At 61.3% G+C, this 17,822-nt stretch carries 15 protein-coding genes and 3 pseudogenes; 13 read left to right on the top strand and 5 right to left on the bottom strand.

The features are described from left to right. Nucleotides 1-5 precede the first annotated feature (5 nt). The 3 genes from ACSQ2Z_RS24780 to ACSQ2Z_RS24770 form a co-directional block, all read right to left on the bottom strand. Nucleotides 6-1,106, bottom strand: coding sequence for a carbohydrate ABC transporter permease (locus ACSQ2Z_RS24780; RefSeq protein ID WP_436083851.1), 1,101 nt, complete (start codon nt 1,104-1,106; stop codon nt 6-8). Between the two features lies 1 nt (nt 1,107). Continuing rightward, nucleotides 1,108-1,983 carry a carbohydrate ABC transporter permease gene (locus ACSQ2Z_RS24775; protein ID WP_436083850.1) on the bottom strand — a complete coding sequence of 292 codons (876 nt, stop codon included), beginning with the start codon at nt 1,981-1,983 and terminating at the stop codon, nt 1,108-1,110. Nucleotides 1,984-2,136: 153 nt separating this feature from the next. Further along, a complete protein-coding gene (locus ACSQ2Z_RS24770) occupies nt 2,137-3,510 on the bottom strand; it encodes an ABC transporter substrate-binding protein (RefSeq protein WP_436083849.1) in 1,374 nt (457 codons plus the stop codon). Here ACSQ2Z_RS24770 and ACSQ2Z_RS24765 point away from each other — a divergent pair. From ACSQ2Z_RS24765 to ACSQ2Z_RS24730, 8 genes and pseudogenes are all read left to right on the top strand, one after another. Continuing rightward, nucleotides 3,502-4,647, top strand: coding sequence for a LacI family DNA-binding transcriptional regulator (locus ACSQ2Z_RS24765; protein WP_436083848.1), 1,146 nt, complete (start codon nt 3,502-3,504; stop codon nt 4,645-4,647). The two genes, ACSQ2Z_RS24770 and ACSQ2Z_RS24765, sit on opposite strands and share 9 nt — an antisense overlap. Nucleotides 4,648-4,684: 37 nt before the next feature. After that, a complete protein-coding gene (locus ACSQ2Z_RS24760; RefSeq protein WP_436083847.1) occupies nt 4,685-5,494 on the top strand; it encodes a glycerophosphodiester phosphodiesterase in 810 nt (269 codons plus the stop codon). Nucleotides 5,495-5,566: 72 nt separating this feature from the next. Next, a pseudogene (locus tag ACSQ2Z_RS24755) lies at nt 5,567-5,754 on the top strand (transposase domain-containing protein); the annotation flags it as partial. A 249-nt stretch (nt 5,755-6,003) separates the two neighbouring features. Then, entirely contained in the window at nt 6,004-6,555 is a 552-nt protein-coding gene (locus ACSQ2Z_RS24750; protein ID WP_436083846.1) for a Spy/CpxP family protein refolding chaperone, read from the top strand. A gap of 37 nt (nt 6,556-6,592) precedes the next feature. After that, complete coding sequence (locus ACSQ2Z_RS24745; RefSeq protein ID WP_436083845.1) at nt 6,593-7,291, top strand: response regulator; 699 nt, start codon at nt 6,593-6,595, stop codon at nt 7,289-7,291. Nucleotides 7,292-7,295: 4 nt separating this feature from the next. Further along, nucleotides 7,296-8,561: a sensor histidine kinase gene (locus ACSQ2Z_RS24740; protein ID WP_436084149.1), complete on the top strand. Its 1,266-nt coding sequence runs from the start codon at nt 7,296-7,298 to the stop codon at nt 8,559-8,561. A 286-nt stretch (nt 8,562-8,847) separates the two neighbouring features. Continuing rightward, a complete protein-coding gene (locus ACSQ2Z_RS24735) occupies nt 8,848-10,611 on the top strand; it encodes a tetratricopeptide repeat protein (protein WP_436083844.1) in 1,764 nt (587 codons plus the stop codon). A gap of 129 nt (nt 10,612-10,740) precedes the next feature. Further along, nucleotides 10,741-10,794 (top strand): annotated as a pseudogene (locus tag ACSQ2Z_RS24730) (hypothetical protein); the annotation flags it as partial. Between the two features lie 20 nt (nt 10,795-10,814). On the opposite strand, the gene ACSQ2Z_RS24725 reads toward ACSQ2Z_RS24730, so the two are convergent. Both ACSQ2Z_RS24725 and ACSQ2Z_RS24720 read right to left on the bottom strand, forming a co-directional pair. Beyond that, a complete protein-coding gene (locus ACSQ2Z_RS24725) occupies nt 10,815-12,029 on the bottom strand; it encodes an MFS transporter (protein ID WP_436083843.1) in 1,215 nt (404 codons plus the stop codon). 59 nt (nt 12,030-12,088) lie between these two features. Continuing rightward, nucleotides 12,089-13,078: an AraC family transcriptional regulator gene (locus ACSQ2Z_RS24720; protein WP_436083842.1), complete on the bottom strand. Its 990-nt coding sequence runs from the start codon at nt 13,076-13,078 to the stop codon at nt 12,089-12,091. A gap of 554 nt (nt 13,079-13,632) precedes the next feature. Here ACSQ2Z_RS24720 and ACSQ2Z_RS24715 point away from each other — a divergent pair. The 5 genes and pseudogenes from ACSQ2Z_RS24715 to ACSQ2Z_RS24695 all read left to right on the top strand — a co-directional run bounded on the left by ACSQ2Z_RS24715 (nt 13,633) and on the right by ACSQ2Z_RS24695 (nt 17,822). Next, complete coding sequence (locus ACSQ2Z_RS24715; protein WP_436083841.1) at nt 13,633-13,779, top strand: hypothetical protein; 147 nt, start codon at nt 13,633-13,635, stop codon at nt 13,777-13,779. Nucleotides 13,780-14,351: 572 nt separating this feature from the next. Continuing rightward, nucleotides 14,352-14,627: a hypothetical protein gene (locus ACSQ2Z_RS24710; RefSeq protein ID WP_436083840.1), complete on the top strand. Its 276-nt coding sequence runs from the start codon at nt 14,352-14,354 to the stop codon at nt 14,625-14,627. 39 nt (nt 14,628-14,666) lie between these two features. After that, nucleotides 14,667-15,067: pseudogene (locus ACSQ2Z_RS24705) on the top strand (AAA family ATPase); the annotation flags it as partial. A gap of 447 nt (nt 15,068-15,514) precedes the next feature. Beyond that, nucleotides 15,515-16,702 carry an acyltransferase family protein gene (locus ACSQ2Z_RS24700; RefSeq protein ID WP_436083839.1) on the top strand — a complete coding sequence of 396 codons (1,188 nt, stop codon included), beginning with the start codon at nt 15,515-15,517 and terminating at the stop codon, nt 16,700-16,702. 16 nt (nt 16,703-16,718) lie between these two features. After that, nucleotides 16,719-17,822, top strand: a complete 1,104-nt coding sequence (locus tag ACSQ2Z_RS24695; RefSeq protein ID WP_436083838.1) for a glycosyltransferase family 2 protein — start codon at nt 16,719-16,721, stop codon at nt 17,820-17,822.

Raw genomic sequence — 17,822 nt, 5'->3', positions numbered from 1 at the left:
CGTCGTCAGCCCTTCACGCCGCCGATCGACATCTGCATGAGATAGCGCTGCGCGGCTATGTAGAGGATGAGGCTGGGAACAAGGTAGAAGACGCCGACCGCAGAGACGACGCCGTAGTCGACACCCATGACATCATCGCGCACCCAGTACATGTAGAGGCTCATTGTCCAGTTGCTGTTCCTGATCAGGAACGTGAACACGAAGATGTACTCTTCCCAACCGCGGATGAAGGTGAAGACTGCGATCGCGAGGATGCCGTTCCTCACCTGCGGCAGCACCACGCTCACGAATGCCTGCCGCCGTGACGCACCGTCGGTCAGAGCGCTCATCTCGATGTCCCACGGCACTGCGTCGAAGAAGCCCTTCATGATGAAAATCGCAAACGGCAGCTCAAATGCGACAAGCACGAGTATGACGCCGTAAAGCGTGTCGAGGAGCCCGATCCAGTAGAGCATCAGGAACATCGGCACGATCAGCGTCAGCACGGGAAAAGCGTGGAGCACCAGAAGCCCGCGCAGCATCGAGGAGCGGCCGGGGAACTGGAAGCGCGACAGGTAGTAGGCTGCCAATGAGGCGACGGTGACGACGATGGCGGTCTGCGTTCCGGCGATCAGGATCGAGTTGCCGAAGGCATGCCAGACGCTGGGAAACCGGACCGCGCCTTTGACTTCTCCGATCCGCGACCGCACCACCGAGGCGAAGTCCGGCTCCCACAGGAAGATGAAATTGTCGAGGTGAAGGTCCGGGCCGACGAGCACGGCGAAGGCGAAGAGAGCGATCGCGGCGACTGCAGCAATGCCGATCCATAACTGGCGCCGGCTTTGCGCGACCGCGGCCGTGAGCCAGAAGGCGACGACGGCCGGCACGACCACGGCCATCGAGCGCCATAGAACCGCTGTCTCCGCAACGCCGGTCTTGGCCGAGAAGGCGATGGTGACGAGCCAGAAATAGGGGAGGATGATCGGCAGCGACACGGCGATCAGGAAGGCGTAGAGGACGACCGCCTTGGTGCGCCGGACGCCACGCGCCCGCGCTGCCAATGCGTCCCAATCAGCCGCTGGCTCGGATGCCGCCGTGAGTGCCATGGGGATGGGTTGCGCGGCCATCTCAATGCACCTCGATACGCGGGCGTTGCAGCAGGCGCTCCATATCGAAGAAGCGCCAGCCGAGCAGCGCGACGACCACGCCGATGACGATGAGAAAAAGCGCCAGCGCGGCTCCGTAGCCGTATTGGCCGCTCTCGAAGGCGCGACGGTACACGTAGAGCGCATAGACAGTCGTGTCGTAGAACGGACCGCCCTTGGTGAGGAGCAGGATGTATTCGAAGCTGACCAGCAGCGAGAGTGTCTGGTAGATGGTCACAAAGCTGATCGGCCAACGCAGCGCCGGCAGGGTGATGAAGCGGATCGTTGCGAATGTTCCGGCGCCGTCCACTGCCGCGGCGTGGAACAGGTGCTCCGGGATCCCGCGGATCGCGGCGGTGAAGATGATCATGCCCATCGAAGCGCCGATGAAGCCGTTCGAGATGATGATGAGCGCGATCGGCGCCGAGGTCAAAAGGTCGAGCGGTGCGTCGAGCCCGAACGCTTGCATGAGGACCTGGTTTACGAGGCCGGCTTCGGTGGGGCTCACGGCCCACAGCCAGAGCAGGATGTAAAGAACCGACGGGCTCATCCGCGGCAGCAGCCACACGCCCCGGAAGAAGCTCCCGGATACATTCCTGATCGCCGTGGTGGTGATGGCGAGGATCAGGCCAAAGGTCACGTTGAAGATAGCCAGTGTGCCGAAGACGTAGATGAAGGTCAGCCCTATGACCTGCGACAAGCGGCGATCAGTTCGAAACACCTTCTCGTACTGCTCGGTGGTGAACTCGCTGATGCGGAGCGAGCGGCTGAGGTCGGTGAATGATACTGCGATGTCGATGACCACGGGGACAACGAAGAAGAGGACCGTCAAGACGATCGCCGGGCCGAGAAAGATCACAAAATTCGTGCGCCTGCGTGCAACCGAGCCCGCATGGCCGCGTCGCGCGATCGTCAGTTCATCTGCTATCGTCGTCATCGTTTGGCTCGCACGGCGGACTTCGCAACCGCCGACCCCGGCGCGCCAGGTTGACGGTCGCGAGACGTATTTGACCTATTTCACGATCACGTCCTCGAGAGTGGACGATGCCTCCTCGATGACGAAATCAGCTGCTTTCTGCGCCGTCAACCGCCCCGATTCTATGCCTTGAATTCCGGCATAGATGATGCCGTTGAGCTCCCCGAACTGCGAGTTGTTGGGCAGGAACTTGGTGATCTTGAGCAGTTCGGTTGCCCTGGCGAGCGGCCAGGCCTTGGCGTAGCGCGGGTCTTCGAGTTGCTCGGGCTTGATGCCGAGATGCGTCGTTGTGACCGCGTGATCGGTGTTGAGGTCGGCCGCCGAGGCGTGGCCCACCAGGCGGACGGCGAGTTCCGGCTCCTTCGTGTCGGCTGCGATAGCATAAACGATCGGATGGGTCAGACTGACTGGCGAGCCACCTTTCTTAGGTGCCGGCGCTGCAATCCAGCCCCAATCCGCGAAGAAGGCCTTTTCGTCCTGCGGCAGCCCGTAGGTCGGGAACGCGACGCTGCCGAGGTCCCAGATGCCGTACATGAAGAATGCGGCGTTGCCAGTGTAGAATTCCTTGCGCAGCGCATCGAATTCCATCGCGGTGTTGTTGGCCGGGATGACCCCTTCCTTCACCCCGCGCTCGAACCAACCGAACGCGGCGGCGAGCTTGTCGCGCTCGAGGAGCAGTTTGCCGGTTTCCGGATCGGCGAAGTTGCTGCCATAGGTCTGGAAGACCATGATGTAGTCCGGCCCCTTGTTTGGCCGGTGAAGCACGCCGTATTGCGCTTTTGTCTTATCGACGACCTGCTTGGCGATCTCCAGCACCTCGTCCATCGTCAGGTCACCCGACAACGCCCGCTCCGGCATGGCATCGACGAAGGCAGCGTCGTAGCCGGCCTCACGCAGCAACTTCTTGTTGTAGAAGAACATCCTCGCCTCGGCGTCCTGCGGAATTGCGTAGGTGCCGTCGGGACACTTCGCCGAGGACCAAAGCGACGGAAAGATCGTGCCGAAGTGCTGAGGGTATTTGGCGATATAGTCGTCAAGCTTGAGAACGAAGCCATCCTCCTGGAAGGCGCAAATCCATTCGTGCGCGGCAATGAATATATCGGGGCCTTCGCCGATGCCGAATACCTTGAGAAGTTGTAGTGCGTCGTCGTCGAAGCCCTTGGCGGGGCTCTCGCGCACGGCAACCTCGACGCGCTTGGAGGAGCCCTCGGCCTCGAGTTCCTTGTTCAGCCGCTCGGCTGCCTTGATCACATTGCCGGGGCGCAGTGGCCCCGAGGGATCCTGACGCGACCAGAGCTCGAGCTTCACGGTTTCTTGCGCCAACAGAGGCGTCGCCGCAAGGAAGACCGCACTGCCGCCCATCAATGCCGCGCTCAGAAGCGCAGCGGTTCCGATTTTCCAGTGAATCATCCTGATTTCCTCCCAGCCGCGACACGTTTTTTTATCGTGCCGTCATTGATTGTTGCAATGCTGTGCAACACAATTATGAATGCGTTTCGGGGAATGTCCAGCGGAGTCGAGCCGGTGTCGGATACCAGAGACAGCAACCAAGGCCGCTTCGTGAGCGCCCAGGCAGTTGCCGAGCGCGCAGGCGTGTCCCGGTCGGCGGTTTCGCGGGCCTTCACCCCTGGCGCAAGCATCGCACCGGCGACGCTGGCGCAGGTGCAGGAGGCAGCCGCGGCACTCGGATACCAGGTCAACGATCTCGCCCGCGGGCTTCTCGCCAATCGGAGTCGGCTCGTCGGGCTCGTGACCTCCGACGCCGATGCTCCATTCCAGGCCCAGATGGTTGCCGCCATCTCGCATGCTTTGATCGAGCGCTCCAACGTCCCGGCGATCATCAACATCGGGCCCACGGCGGACGACATTGCGAATGCCAGCCGCCAGTTGTTGCGCTATCGGGCGGAGGCGACCGTCTTCCTCTCGGGCTCGCCGCCGGCCACTCTGCTGGAGCTCACGCGGCGAAACGGACAACCGCTCATCCTGGTAAATCGAACCGAGACCGGCCTCGACAGCGTCCATTGCGATGACAGGGACGGTGCGCAGCAGGCCTTTGAGGCCCTACGCCTGGCAGGAGCCTGTCGTTTCGCCGTGGTCAACAGGGCGAATCCGAGCCTGAGCTTCTCCGTCCGCGAGCATGCCTTCGTTGAATTTGCCGCCGCTTCCGGATTCGAGACGAAGATCGTTCGGGCCGGCCGCGCCGACTATGATGGCGGAAAAGAGGCGGCGCGACAGCTCCTGGCGAGTGGCCCGACGCCCGACGCGGTGTTCTGCGTGGATGATCTCATGGCGTTCGGCACCCTCGATCACCTTCGCGGCGCGGGCCTGCGCGTTCCCAACGACGTGTCGGTCATCGGTTTCGACGATATCCCCATGGCCACATGGTCCTCCTACCGTTTGACCACTCTGCGGCAAGATCCTCGGCGGATTGCCCGGGATGTCATATCGATTCTCGACCGGCGCCTCGCCGAACCCGACTCGCCGCCGATTTCGCTGTACTTCCCGGTCGAGCTCGTCGTTCGCGAAACAGTCAGAGCGCGCCGGTAGACAACTTGCGTGCAAACGATGGAGGATCAAATCGAAAATGGCCTTCAGCTTCCTTGCCCGCGAAGCGGGACGTGTCCATGTCTGTGGCCACCGCGGCTACAGCCTCCTTTACCCGGAAAATACGTTGCCGGCATTCGAAGCGGCAAAGGCTGCAGGGGCGACCACGGTCGAGATCGACGTCGTCCTGACCGCAGACGGTGAGCCGATCGTCCTGCACGACTTGACCGTCGATAGGACGACAAACGGACACGGCTTTGCAGCCGACCTCAGCCTCGAGCAGATCCGCAGATTGGATGCGGGGGGGCGGTTTCATCCCACTTTCGCCGGAACGAAGGTACCGACCGTAGCGGAGGCGCTCGATTGGGCGAAGGCGGACAACATGGGGGTTGTGCTCGAGATCAAGGAGGCGGAGCGGCCGGACATCGCCGTTGATCGCGTGGCAGCTTTGCTGCGAACAACGCGCACGGCCGACCGGGTCATTGTCATCAGTTTCGACCATGTGATGCTGAAGCGTGCGGTCGAACGCCATCCAGGCCTTAGGACCGAAGCCATCACTCATGCCCGCCACGCCGACCTCGTTGGGGTTTTGAGGGCATGCAGCGCGAACTCGGTCTCGATCGAGCTCGACATGTTCAGCCCCGACGATGCGAAGGCGTTGCATCAAGCGGGCTGTAGCAACCGCGTACACGTGCCTCGCCCCGACGTGCTCGCCCAGTACTGGCGTGGCGGACGCGATCCTTTGCCGGAGCTCGTGCAATGGATCGCTGACGGGCTTATCGATACCGTCTCTGGTGACGACGTGCCGTTCATCGCCATGCTCGTCAAGCGCGCTGGCCGCGCCGGGTGAGCGGCCTCCTCGAGATAGACCGACACCGAGGCGAAGAGCCAGTTTTTCCGATTATGCAAATCTTTGCATAATCGGAAGAATAGCCTATTTGCCGGAAATGCCGGCGGCGGAAGGACTTGGGCCACCTCTACGCTCATCCAGTCCGCCAAGATGAACGAAGTCGACCCGCTGGCCTGGCTGACACAGACGCTTGAGCGTATCCCGCAGGTTGGCCATCGAGCGAGATCGACGCGCTGATGCCCTGGAACTTCCAGAAGTAACGGTGTCACCTCATCGCTTACAAACAAACGGCCTGGGGAGAAGGTTTTCGCGATCGGCTCCCTCATGAGCTCGCCGGCCGCAGCTTCTGCGCGCATCTTCATCTGTTCCACTGCTGCAGAGGCGTTGAGCCGCCGCGGCGGCAATGCTCCGGCTTTACATTTCTTTACATTCGCCCAGAACGCGCGAAACGTTGGCCTGTTAGCTTTCCTCCATTGCAGCAGGCGCTGCGGAGGAAAAGGAGACGAATGATGGAAACTGAGGACAAGAACCTGGCGAACCCGGCCGCCAGCGAAGCCGCTTCGAAGGGCTGGCGCCGGCGCGCGGCGATCGGCGGCATCGCGGCCGTCGCGGTTGTCGGCGGGATCGGCTTTGCAGCCGCGCGCAGCGACGATTTCGGCTTTGGCATGGGCCGCTTCGGCATGGGCGGCCACCTGATGCACGCGCATATGGGAGGTGGCGACTTTATGGAACACCGGATCGGCTCCCTGCTCGACGAACTCAATGCAACGTCCGAACAGGAAGACAAGCTTTGGGACATCATCGACAAGGCGCGCGATGAGATCAGGCCGACTTTCCGGGACTTCCGCGAGACGCGTGAGGCGGTTATCGAACTCCTCGGCGCGCCGACCATCGACCGCGCCGCCGCCGAGAAACTGCGCGGTGAGCGCATCGCGGCCATCGACGAGGCCTCGCGCAAGATGACGACTGCGCTCCTCGACGCCGCCGAAGTGCTGACCCCCGAACAACGCACCAAGCTGGCCGCGCATTTGAAGGAGCGCGGAGGCCGCGGCCGGTGGTAGACTGCGTCGGCCAAGGGACTGAACGGAGAGCGGAGCGATGGTGGAACAGGTCCTGATCGTCGATGATGATACGCGCCTGTCCGCCATGCTCGCCGACTATCTCTCCGCAAACGGCTACATCGTCCACGCCGCCGCGACGGCCACGGCGGGCCTTGCTGACCTCGGCCGCCGCGCGCCGGACGCCGTGATCCTCGACGTCATGCTCCCCGACCTCGACGGCTTTGAGACCTGTCGGCGGATGCGCGCCGTCTCCGACGTGCCGATCCTGATGCTCACGGCCAAGGGCGAGGAGACCGATCGCATCGTCGGGCTGGAGCTAGGTGCCGACGACTATCTACCCAAGCCTTTCAATCCGCGCGAACTGCTGGCGCGGCTGAAAGCGATCCGGCGCCGCCGCAACGGTGGTGCGGCCGTTTCGCGCGTCCTGCGCTTCGGACGGCTGGAGATCGAGCCGGGATCCCGCTTGGTCAGGATCGACGGCCGCGAATGTGCGATGACCAGCTACCAGTTCGACCTGCTTGTGGCGCTTGCCGAAAATGCCGGCCGCACGCTGTCGCGCGAGCAGTTGATGGACACGGTCAAGGGTGAGGAGTTGGAAGCCTTCGACCGTTCCATAGACGTCCATATCTCGCGCATCAGGGCGGCCATTGAGAGCGACCCCAAGCATCCGAGGCGCATCATCACCGTGCGCGGCGCCGGCTATGTCTTCGCCCGCTTCCAGGATGACGAGAGATAGAGCGATGCGCAGCCGGCTGTTCCTAAAAATCTATCTGACGCTGCTGGCGAGCCTTGCCGCGGTCGCCGTCGCCAGCGCGGCCTTCGTGTGGCTGGGACAGGGCGAGGAGGAGTCCAGTTGGCAGAGCCAACGCGCGCGGTTCGTCGCCGCGCTGATTCCGCCCGACATGGACCGGCGGTCGGTCGAGGCGACGTTGGAGCGGTTTTCACGGGCCTTCGACGCCGACATAGCGGTATACGATCCGCGTGGCAGACTGATCGCGAGCGCCGGCCGACCGCTCCCGCGCGACATTCTCCAGCGGCATTGGCGCCACCGCCCCTTAGGCAATTCTCACACCGTGGTAACGGAGTTGCCCGACGGTCGCGCAGTAGCTGCGCGCATGGAGCGGCCTTTCCGTCCGGCTGGCCGCAATCCGCTCGCCTTTCTGGCGTTGATCGCCGCCGTCATCGGGCTCGCCGCCTATCCGGTGGTGCGTCACCTGACCCGACGGTTGGAACGGTTACGCGCGGGCGTTGACGCCTGGGGCAGGGGCGATTTCGTGGCCCGCGTGCCTGAGGACGGCAGCGACGAGGTCGCGGCGGTGGCAAAGAGCTTCAACAAGGCCGCCGACCATGTCGAGCGGCTGATCAGGTCACACCGCGCTTTGCTCGCCAATGCCAGCCACGAATTGCGCTCGCCGCTTGCGCGCCTGCGTATCGCGATCGACCTCTATGAACAGGCGCCGGACGACAGTCGCAGGGAGGAGATCGTCCATAACCTCGCCGAGCTGAACACGCTGGTCGAGGAGATCCTGCTGGCAAGCAGGCTCGATCATGTCGATGAGCTCGATGTACCGGAGTCCGTCGACCTTCTGGCTCTGGTCTCGGAAGAGGGCGCGCGCAACGGCGTCGAGGTCTCCGGCACGCCGGCGACGGTCACAGGCAATGCGCGCCTTCTCGCCAGGCTCGTGCGCAATCTGATGCAGAACGCGCTACGCCACGGCGACCCGCCCGTCGCAGCCACTGTCGCGCAGGCTGGTAGCGAGGTGGAAATCAGGGTCCGCGACCACGGCCCGGGTCTACCGGATAGCGAGAGCGCCCGCGTTTTCGAGCCCTTCTACAGGCCCTCGGGCCGCAGCGAGGCCGCGGGCGGCTGGGGCTTGGGGCTGGCGCTGGTGCGCCAGATCGCCGAGCGCCACGGCGGCGCGGTCCGATACGAATCTCCGTCGGGCGGCGGCGCCTGCTTCGTCGTGGTGCTTCCAGTGCATCGGGTCGCCCGAAGGATGAAGTGAAGTGTCTGCAATGCCACCTTTTTGGCACACTGGCGCGAATGTTCGGATTCCACTCGTTGCGATCATCCAGGTTTGTCCGCGCCAGGGTGCAAGTTGACCCCAGCCGGTCATTCCGGATGCGCCCGATGAACGCTACCGCTCGGCCGCTGGCGCAAGGAGATGGGACAAGCGGACGTTTGCGAGCGAACGTTGGTTGTCGACCAAGGGTCTGCCTCAAGCCAAATAGACATGGCAGCAATACGGCAGTAAAGTTTGGCTAATCGGTGCTAGGAAGGCGCCATTGCTCATGGCCAACAAATCCATCAGACGTCGGCTTGCTGCCATTTTGGCCGCTGATGTGGTCGGCTACAGCCGGCTTATGGAGCGGGACGAAAAAAGCACCCACACGCTGCTCATGGCGCGGTGGAAAGAGGTGCTGGAGCCGCTCGTCGCAAGTCATCAGGGCCGCGTCTTCAAGAGGACGGGTGACGGTGTCCTTGTCGAGTTCGGCAGCGCCGTCAACGCCATCGAATGCGCAGCAGCAATTCAGCAGGCCATGGCCGTCGCAAACGGAGATATGCCGGAGGACCGGGCGATCGTGCTCCGTGTCGGTGTCAACCTGGGCGACATCATGGTCGAGGACCGCGATCTATACGGGGACGGGGTCAATGTGGCTGCCCGTATCGAGGCGCTTGCCGATCCTGGCGGCGTGGCGATTTCGGATGGAATTCATGAATACGTGCATGGGCGTGTCGGCCTCGATTTCGTCGACGCCGGCGATTATGAGGTCAAGAACATCGAGCGCCCGGTGCATATTTGGCGTTGGTCGCCGAACGACCGCGCGAGCGATCCCAACAAGACTGCCGCTGAACCCCCGCCGCAGCTTCCAAAGAAGCCATCGATAGCCGTTCTACCGTTTGACAACATGTCCGGCGACCCGGAGCAGGGTTATTTCGCCGATGGCATCACCGAGGACATTATCACGGATCTTTCAAAGGTTTCCGGTCTCTTCGTGATCGCCCGGAACTCCTCCTTCGCCTATAAAGGCAAGACGCCGGACATCCGCAAGGTGAGCCGGGAACTCGGCGTCCGCTATATCCTTGAAGGCAGTGTGCGCCGGGCCACCGACCGTATTCGCATCAACGCCCAGATGATCGACGGCACGACGGGCGGTCATCTGTGGGCCGAGCGCTACGACCGTGGACTTGAGGATATTTTTGCTGTTCAGGACGAAGTGACCCGCACGATCGTCAACGCGCTCAGAGTGAAGCTGACACCCCGCGAAGAGGAGTGGCGAGAGAGCCGCGGCAGGGTCGATCCCGAAGCCTACGACCTGCTCGTCCGCTCCCGTCAGTCCATTCTGCAGTTCAACTCCGTATCGTCCGCTGAGGCGCGCAGCATGCTGGAGCGCGCCATCGTGATCGATCCGGGGCTGGCGGCGGCCTATGCTTCGCTCTCGATTACCACCTTAACTGACTTCATCAACCAGTGGAACGGCGCAACGCCTGACAATCTCACACAGGCGTTCGAGCTGGCACACAGGGCAATCGAGACGGACGATACTGAGCCGCAAGGCCATCACGCGCTCGGGCTCGCGCTTGCCTTCATGCGGCGTCTGGATGAGGCGGAGCGCGCTGAAGAGCGGGCGATCGAACTCGACCCCAATTCGGCCAACGCCTATACGGCATTTGGCGCCATAAGGGATTTCCAGGGTCGGCACGAAGACGCCCTGGCGCTGTATACACGGGCCCACCGGCTTGACCCGCAATTCGACCTGTCGCTGCATTTCCTGGGGAGGGCGCTATTGAGTCTCGGGCGCTTTGACGAGGCCGAGATCGCCTTCAAGCGTCGGTTAACGCTTGCGCCGCGATCGGACATGACGCGCTTTTATCTCGCGTGTCTCTATGGACGAATCGGGCGGCACGAAGAAGCGCGGCGCTATTGGCGTGAGGTCCTGGAGGTTAACCCGAACTTCTCTATCGATCACCTCAAGCGGACTTTACCATACCGGGATCCCAATCTGTTCGATCGGCTGGTGGACGGACTCCGCGAGGCCGGCGTCTCCATCTAAATACGGAACGGGACAAGCGTCCTCGGCGGAGAGGAGCAGGGTCACAACCGGACAGGCCGGACGTGAGGTGCATTGCAATGGCCGGACGAGTTGAAGGCCGGGATCGCTTCGGAGAGCCTGCAACCGGGCGTGACGGTGAACGCGGTGGCGGACCGCTATGGGCTGAAGCCGAACCATCTGTCGTCGTCGCGAACGATGGTGCGTCATGGCAAACTGGTTTTGCCTAGCAGCGCCAGGGCGACTGTCGATGCGGCAAGGACGGCGGTAAGGATTAAGGGTCCCGTAGCGCCATAGTTGTCCACGACATAGCCGCCCAAAACCGCGCCGATACTGATGGCGACCTGGAAAGAGACGACCATTAGGCTGCCCGCTGCCTCCAGCGCGTCGGGTGCCCCGCGGGACAGATTGGTAGGCAGCACCACCGGCGCCATGCCGAAAGCGAAGCCCCAAAGCGTAGCAAAGCCGAAGGCAACGCCGATGTGAGCGCCCCAAAGCACCAAAGCGAGTGCTGCAAAAGCCATCAACGCGGCGTTGACTGCCAAGGCCATGCGGATATTGGCGTCGGCCATTCGGCCACCGGCAATATTACCGATCACGGCGGCGATGCCAAACCCGAGCAGCGCCAGGGCAATCGGCCCGGTTGCAAGGAGCGTCACCTGTTCGAGGAAGGGACGCACATAGACTGAGCCAGCAAAATGCCCCGTCATCAGCAAAAGGATAGCAAGCATTCCCAGTTGAATACGACGCCGCCGTGTCAGCCGAAAGACATCGCTGAGACTATTGCTTTCGCTCGCAGGCAGCGTCGGCAGGCTGAGCAACTGCAGCAGCATGGCAAGCGCGGCAAGCCCCGCTGTCATGGCCATGGCGCTGCGCCAGCCTACCCAGTCGCTAATCAAAGCGCCCATGGAAGGTGCAGCTATGGTGGCGAGCGAGACGCCCAGGGTGACGATCGCCATGCCCCGACCTGTTGCGTTGGCGCCAACCAGCCTCGCCACGACGGCAACGGAAAGCGCCCAGAAGGCGCTGAGGGCAATGCCCAGGCCGGCCCGGCCTAACAACAATAGCCAAAAATCGGTCGCTAAAGCCGCAAGAATATTGGAGCCGATCGCCAACGCACTGAGGCCGACGAGCACCGTCTTGCGGTTCAATCTGCCGATGAGAACATTGCTCAACAAGGCCGTCACGGCGCCTACGGAAGCGGTGGCGGTGACGACCTGTCCGGCTGTTCCCTCGCTAACGCCGAGATCGCGCGCCATTGGCGTCAACAGGCCTGCCGGCAGGAACTCAGCTGACACCAGCGCAAAGCTGGTGGCCGCCATCGAAAAGACCGCGAACCAGGTGGCCGCGCTCCACGCGGTTGGCTCAGTGGCATCAAGGCCTATCACTGCGCCGTCAAGCTGCGATATTGTGTCCGTCATTTGAATTATCTCCTAGGTTCGGAGACTTCATAGACGAATCTTTTGGGATGATATGTATCCTAAAATCCGAAATCCATGTCCGTTCGTCCGGGAATTGTGCGACGCACAATGCCCGGTGAGACGTTCGTGATGCGCTTGAACGCGCGAGCGAAGGATGCCTCGGATTCATAGCCCAAGCGGGAAGCAACCTCGGCAACCGACATGCCGCTTTGCCCCAGCAACTCGCGGGCAAGCTGCATACGCAGACGGGCGAGATAGCGTGCCGCGCCTTCCCCCAAAACAGCGCTGAAGCGCTCGGCGAAGATCGAGCGCGACTGACCTGCCACACTGGCGAGGCTTTCGAGGGTCCAGTTATGGCCGGGGTCTCGGTGCATTACCGCCAGAACGCGACCGATGTGGGGGTCCCGGATGGCGGCGAGCCAACCAGTGGTCGAGGCTCCGCTGCAATTGACCCAGCAGCGGATGAGCCGCGCTGCGAGCAAGTCCGCCATACGTGATAAGACTGTTGCGCTGCCCATCTGGGGTTGTGCGGCCTCCGCCGTCATAGCCGCCAGCAGGGGACCAACGATCGGGTCATTGCCAGCCACATCGCAGCCCTTGATGATTGGCGGCATCAAAGCGATCAAGGGGTTAAGCGCATACGCGCCCAAAGCCATGGAGCCGCAGAACAGGGTGCTGGTCGCACCCGTTCCTTCCCGCACCACTTCGCAGACGTTGCTCCCCAACTTTGTCACCTGGCACCCCTTGAGCGAGTCGCCCACAACATCCGGCGCGCTGGCCAATCGATGTGCGATGCCTTGCGGCAGCAGCACCAGATCGCCATCGTGCAACTCCTGCCATCCTTGGGCTTCGGTATGGATCCAGCATGGACCCTGGCTGACAAAGTGAAAACGAAGCAGTTGTTGTTGTGGAAAGGCGATGCTCCATGGATGTCGGAGCTCGCAGCGGCCATAGTTCACTCCACTCAAGCGAAAGTCTTGTAGGACTTCGCTCAGGGCATCCATTGGGATTTGGTGCGGCGAGGGCGGCCGGGACGAATGGTCAAGCATATAGCCAATCTAGATGCCGGGCGTCCGGCATGCAAGTGGAGACGTTATTGTCACAGTCGTCTCTCCGTACGAAGGCCTCGCGAGGCGGCTGTCTTTCCGGCATCAGCATTTGACCGCGTCGTCGTTTTCATGAGTTCAGCCGTGATCGCTACCACCAGCGGCTCTCTCGTTACTTATGCCTCTCTTTCCTACAGATCAAATCCGGCGGGGCCAACAGGTCGACGCCATCACTGCGGTCGCGCTCGGCGGACCTTCGCTTGCCGGCGCAGTCGGTGCTCCTCGGCCGAAAGGGAGTTCGATCATGCGTGTCAGCCAATCGAGTGGCGTCGAGTGCGAAAAGCGTGGGGTGCGCTGGTTCGCATCCATTCAAGGCGTCCAATGCGCATTTTATTTTCTTAGTATTTTTAGATACTTTGCCGCCGAGGACCGCCTGCTTTAAGGGTTCATCTCTCATAAAGGCGTTTAGACAACTTCGGGCACGACATAAAGCTGCATCACACAGACCGAGCTCAAGTGCCTTTTGCGGGCTACAGTTTTTCGCCGGCGATCGCCTCATGCAGCTTGAGCTTGCCGCCCCAAAAATCATCGCTGCCGAAGGTGTCAAATCGGAACTCTTGCAGCCTTCCTCCAAATATCGCCGCGCTTGCTCGGCCACCGCCGCGTCGAAATCCTTTCCCCGGATCGATTTGGCCTTAAGTTAATATATGAAGGGACCAATTGACGGTCGTCACCTTCAGTCCTACGGGCCGGTTTTTAGCGGACCTCAGCGATTCCACGAATTACCGGTAGTTTCTCGCCGTCAGGGGGGCAGGCCTGCGTTTCGCAAACCATCGGCCCATCGTGCGGCATCATCCGGTCGCCGGATCGGGAAGAAATCGTTGAGCCTCGACAGGCGGAAGTCGGGATCAAGCTGACGCAATCGCTTCATTGCCTCCGTGGCCTCTGGAGTTTGTCCAGCCAGGGCGTGGCTTGCTGCAGCGACGCAAGTTGCGATGAAGTGGACTGGTTGCTCACGAATGGCCGCGTGCGCCCATGACGTCGCCTAATACGCTTCCCGCCGCGCAGGACGAGTGGGAAGCTCTGCAGAGTGGTCCGTGCTGATTCGTTGGCGCCTCCTATGGCGGGCGTGATGATCAGTCCGACCGTTTTCTGGCCGAAGGTATCTGGGACATTGGCAATCCCAGTGATCGCCAGCGGGAGCAGATACTGCGAATGCAGCCCGGTGAGCGGATCGCGATCAAGGCAACCTATACCCGTAGGAACGGACTACCTTTTGATAATCGCGCTCAAATTGTATCGGTCATGCAGATCAAGGCCGTCGGTAACCATAACGGCCAATGCGGCAGGTGGTGAGCGGGTTTCGGTTGCCTGGAAAACTGACTACACGGCGCGGGAATGGTACCACTACCCCTACCAGCCGAGGATCTGGGGAGTCTATCCGAACAACGACATGGCGAAACGGCTGATCCGTTTCGCTTTCGACGGCGAGACCCAGGACTACAACTGGTTCCTCCAGAACCTGCCTCACTGGGGCGGCCTGCCCGCCTAAGAAACGCCGGCGCCGGATCCGGTCAAGCGTTAGCCACTCAACCTGATTCTCTACGGCCCGCCAGGTACTGGCAAGACCTATCGCACGATGGCCGAGGCTGTGCGGTTGTGTCGTGGCCTTGCCGATAACGATCCGTTGCTTACCGACCGGGTACGACGGCAGGAGCTGCGAAAGGCTTATGAGGAATTGCGCGGCCAAGGGCAGATCGGCTTTGTCACCTTCCACCAGAACTATGCCTATGAGGACTTTGTCGAGGGGCTACGGCCGATAGCGTCGGCTTCACGCTTGTGGCGGAACCCGGCATCCTACGCCGCATGGCAGAAGCCGCGGAGGCCACCGCGGAAGAACATGTCCTGGTGATCGACGAGATCAATCGCGCCAACATTTCGAAGGTCTTCGGAGAACTTATCACCTTGATTGAGCCGGAAAAGCGGCTCGGTACCCTAGGTCCTGGAACACGCGGCCATCGAAATTGTTCCCGTCTTTGAGCTTGAAGAAAATAAAACTCCGAGCGTGTCGGAGGACGAGGTGAAAAAGAAAAGAGCTTTTGACCAACACCATGATTGGCCCGCGACACGTCCGAAAACGCTGCAAAAAGTGAATAAATCGGGTCGCGCCCGGCACCCGGCGTTACCCCACCTGTGCATCAAATTGCATTTGAGATTGCGCTCCACCGATGAGAGGCCAGCCGTCGATTCTGTGACGCAATCTGCTGATCAAGCAGTCGCTGTCAAAGTTTGGCCGAATTCACGCTTACAGTCCGGGCTCCGCCTCACCGCTTCATATGTCACTTGTGACGCCAAAAACGATGCAGAAGGCGAGAACAAATGGGGAGCTGGCACCCGCAAGGAGAGTGGCAGACGAAGGCCTATTGCCGAGGGGTGTCTATGTCGAATACACGCGACCGGCAGTTGGACGGGCTGCGAGCCGTTGCCGTCACGATGGTGCTGTACGCACATTTTTTCGCCACTGACGGGTCCCATTGGGGTCACCTCGGCGTACGTCTGTTCTTCGTGCTCAGCGGATTTCTGATAACTCGGCTCCTTTTGGATGCGCGCCGCGCCGACCGGTATCAACCGATTACTGCGCTGAAATCATTTTATATACGTCGCGCACTGCGCATATTTCCTCCCTATTTCGCCATGTTGGGCTTCATCTGGGTTATCAATCTCGAAGGCGCCCGAGGCAACCTGATGTGGCACGCGTTCTATCTGTCGAACTTCTGGTATGCCCTGCAGGATGAGTGGGCCCCTTGGGTTCTATGTCACACGTGGAGCCTGAGCATTGAGGAACAGTTCTATATCGTCTGGCCGCTTTTGATCCTGCTGGCGCCGCGCCACCTGATTGAGCGGATCTGCATCGCCGTTATTGCATGCTCGTTGGCATACCGCTTCTGCTGGCCCGTGACCGGGACGCCTTCTCTGATGCGTGATCTGCTCCCCTCAGCGTCAATGGACGCGCTCGCATCGGGGGCGCTGCTGGCCGCTTATCGAACCAGAAGCCCGTCCTGGCCCCAATGGATGAGGCTCAGTTGGATGCCGTTTGCCGCTGGCTTCGTCATCCTGCTGTGGCTGGAATCGAGACCCATGACGCCAACACTTGATTGGGCAACCTGGATCGGCATGGAGGTTCTGCCCCTTTTGCCGCTGACAATGCTTGTGGGAGGCTGTTCGGCAGGGGGCGGAGGCTATCTCGGCCGGCTAGCTGAGCTCTCTCCATTAACGGCACTGGGGCGCATTAGCTATGGCGTCTACCTCATCCACCCGATCGTGCTCTCTCTGGTGGTCAAGGCTCAACCTTGGATTCCCGTTGATGTTTCGCAGCAGGGGCTCGGACGGTTTGTGGTCGCAGGCGCAGCCACCGTTTTGCTTGCCTCGATTTCCTGGTCGGTCTTTGAAAAGCAGCTCAACCTGCTCAAGCGCCACTTCCCCTACGTCGTCCCTCGAGACCACCGCCCATCGTTCGCGCGTGCTGGCAACCCGGTCGACTGGGTTCACGGTAGAAGCGACCATCCATCCGTGGTTCATGCACGCGCCGATCGCGGCGATGCTTTCCAAACCTCCGATCTTCAATAAACACGCGAGCTGAAGCATGTCCGTCCCACTGGTCTCCGTCCTGCTGCCTGTCTACAATGGCGAACCCTATCTCGCTGCGTCGCTCGAGAGCATCCTGCGCCAGGACCATGAACGCCTGGAGGTCATTGCGATCGACGATGGCTCGACCGACCGCTCGCTGGAAATCCTGCAGCAGTATCGAAAGGCCGACGATCGTATTTCCATCGTCTCGCGGGAGAACCGCGGCCTTATCGCGACATTGAACGAGGGCTTGGCCATCGCCAAGGGCGGCCTTATCGCCCGGATGGACGCCGACGACATTGCCTATCCCGCGCGTTTTTCCCGCCAAGTTGCATTGTTCATGCAACAGCCTCAGCTTGCGATCAGCGGTACGGGCGTTGATCGCCTTCTCGGCAATCGAATGGTGCGCGGCACCCCCAATCCGATCTACAGGTCGGGAGATTGGCATATCTTGTCGATGTTCTTCACCATCTTCATGCACTCGACCGTGATGTATAACCGGCGGGTCATCCCGCAAGACATGTTGGTCTACGACGCGAGCTATGTGCATGCGGAAGATTTCGATCTGTTCCGACGGATTACGGCCCGCTTTCCCGCGGCGATGATCGATGAAAGCCTGGTCGCCTATCGCATCCACGACCACAGCGTCACAAGCAAGCATAAGCGGTTGATGCGTCAGACGCATCTGAAGATTGTCGCGGAGAACCTCGAGCGTGAATCTCTTATCGACGATCTCGATGCCCTGCGCGACGTCGGTGTCGCGGTAACGCCCGATACCACACGACGTGCGGCCGAATTCGTTCTGACGCTCGAAGCGAAAATCGCCGCTCGCCCCAGAGCGGCGCAGTCCAGCTATGAGGACGGCGCCCTGTGTTTCTTCTATTTCCTCTATCAGCTCATCAACGACGCGGAGCAGCCTCGGCTGACGCATGAGTTTCTGACTCGGACCGGGAAATGGAGGCTCATTCGACGCCGGGAGCGATACGGCCTACGCGCAGGTGCTTACGCGCCGTGGTGCAGTCGTCTCTCAATTGCGGCAACCAGGCAGCTCGATGCGCTATCGCGGTATTTTGCGTCCGTGCCTGCCGCCACCGTGTTACCGCAGCATGGTCTTGGTTAG

It is taken from the genome of Pararhizobium sp. LjRoot235 (genome assembly GCF_964254145.1).
Taxonomy (GTDB): domain Bacteria; phylum Pseudomonadota; class Alphaproteobacteria; order Rhizobiales; family Rhizobiaceae; genus Pararhizobium.
This window is presented reverse-complemented; position numbering and strand designations above follow the sequence as displayed.